The organism is Dietzia sp. DQ11-71, assembly GCF_014144995.1.
In the GTDB taxonomy this organism is placed as follows: domain Bacteria; phylum Actinomycetota; class Actinomycetes; order Mycobacteriales; family Mycobacteriaceae; genus Dietzia; species Dietzia kunjamensis.
Genome location: NZ_JAALDT010000048.1, coordinates 1 through 1,798, shown reverse-complemented (window position 1 = coordinate 1,798; position 1,798 = coordinate 1). Strand labels below are relative to the sequence as shown.

The 1,798-nt window shown below is 72.0% G+C and carries 2 protein-coding genes; one reads left to right on the top strand and one right to left on the bottom strand.

Annotated features, from left to right (window positions below; genetic code table 11):
- Window positions 1–531, bottom strand: a 531-nt coding sequence (moaC, locus tag G6023_RS01940) for a cyclic pyranopterin monophosphate synthase MoaC (protein ID WP_182633939.1), incomplete at its 3' end; no start/stop codon positions are given.
- Between the two features lie 85 nt (window positions 532–616).
- On the opposite strand from moaC, the gene G6023_RS01935 reads away from it, so the two are divergent.
- Window positions 617–1,702 (top strand): NADH:flavin oxidoreductase/NADH oxidase, encoded by a 1,086-nt coding sequence (locus G6023_RS01935; RefSeq protein ID WP_069388761.1) that lies wholly within the window; start codon window positions 617–619, stop codon window positions 1,700–1,702.
- The last annotated feature ends 96 nt before the right edge of the window (window positions 1,703–1,798 follow it).

Sequence of the window (1,798 nt, the reverse complement as noted above, 5' to 3'; positions counted from 1 at the left end):
GTTCCCGGTCGCCTCCTCGGATTCTCGCGTCCAGTCACCGCGTTTGCCGCCCGTCTTGGCGGCGAGGCGGACCCCGTCCATGGTGGCGAGCGGGTCGACGGCCTTGACCATGTCGTGCAGCGTCAGCCCGGCCACGGAGACGGCGGTCAGGGCTTCCATCTCGACACCCGTCCTGCCCGTCGTCTTGGCGGTGGCCTTCACGTGGATCTCGCCGGCCTCGTCGTCGAGGTCGAAGTGCACCTTGACCGAGTTCAGCGGGATCTGGTGGCACAGCGGGATGAGCTCGGAGGTCTTCTTGGCCGCGCCGATCCCGGCCAGGCGGGCGGTGGCCAGGACGTCGGCTTTGCCCAGCGAGTCTCCTGCGACCATGGTCACGACGTCGGGGCGCGTGCGGAAGACCCCCTCGGCCGTGGCGGTCCGGGTGGTGACGGCCTTGTCGCCGACGTCGACCATGCGCACGCGGCCCTCGGCGTCGAGGTGGGTGAGCTGCGGCTCGGGTGATGAGCCCTGTCCGGTCGGCGCGTCAGTCATGCCGTTCACGGTAGTCGGCCGGGTGCGGCGGGCTCCGGGGGTGCGGCGAGGCGGGGCGTCACGGGATGCGGGTTTAATCGCCGACATGGCGATGCTCTTCGAACCGATCCGTATCCGCGACCTCGAGATCCGGAACCGGGTGTGGCTCTCGCCGATGTGCCAGTACTCGTGCGAGGACCGTGACGGGGTGCCCACGCCGTGGCATCTCGTGCACCTGGGCGCGCGGGCGCAGGGCGGGTTCGGCCTGATCCTCGCGGAGGCCTCGGCGGTGGTGCCGGAGGGGCGGATCAGTCCCGAGGACGCCGGGCTGTGGAACGACACGCAGCGCGATGCGTGGGCGCCCATCGTGGACTTCGTGCACTCCCAGGGGGCGGCGATCGGCATCCAACTGGCGCACGCCGGGCGGAAGGCGTCGGCGTACCGGGCGTGGCCCGGATACCCGGTCGGCTCACTTCCGCCCGAGGAGGGTGCGTGGACGACGGTCGCGCCCTCGGCGATCGGGTTCGGTGACATGACCACACCGGAGGCGCTGGACGTCGACGGGATCCGCGCGGTGGTGACCGCGTTCGCTGACGCCGCCCGCCGCGCCGACCACGCCGGGTTCGACGTCGTGGAGATCCACGCCGCCCACGGGTACCTCATCCACGAGTTTCTCTCGCCGCTGTCCAACGAGCGGGACGACTCCTACGGCGGTTCGCGCGACAACCGGGCCCGGCTGCTGCTGGAGATCTGCGACGCGGTGCGGCAGGTGTGGCCGGAAGGTAAGCCACTGTTCGTCCGGATCTCGGCCACGGATTGGGTGCCCGGCGGCTGGACCCCGGAGGATTCGCGCTGGTTGGCGGGCCGGCTCGCCGAGCACGGGGTCGACCTGGTGGACGTCTCCTCGGCCGCCAACACCCCCGACCGGCCGCCGGTCGAACTGGAGCAGGGCTACCAGGTGCCGCTGACCGAGGAGGTGCGCGCGTCGGGTGCAGTCCTGGCGGGCGCCGTGGGGCTCATCAGTGACCCGGAGTACGCCGAACAGCTGCTGGTCGACGAGCGCGCTGACGTGGTGTTCCTCGGGCGCGCCGCACTGCGCGAGCCCGCCTGGCCACAGCGCGCGGCTGCCGAACTCGGCCTGGACTGGCGGCGGGCCCCGTACCCGCCGCAGTACACGCGCGGGAAGTGGTGACGGCCGACTAGAGATCCAGCTCGACGTCCGAGCAGGCCAGCGCGGTGCAGACGGTGACGCGCTCCTGCGCGACGGCGCCGGGTGCACGGTCGGCGG

Excerpts from the sequence above, each read along its gene's own strand:
- G6023_RS01935 (WP_069388761.1), top strand. The coding sequence starts at position 617 with ATGGCGATGCTCTTCGAACCGATCCGTATCCGCGACCTCGAGATCCGG.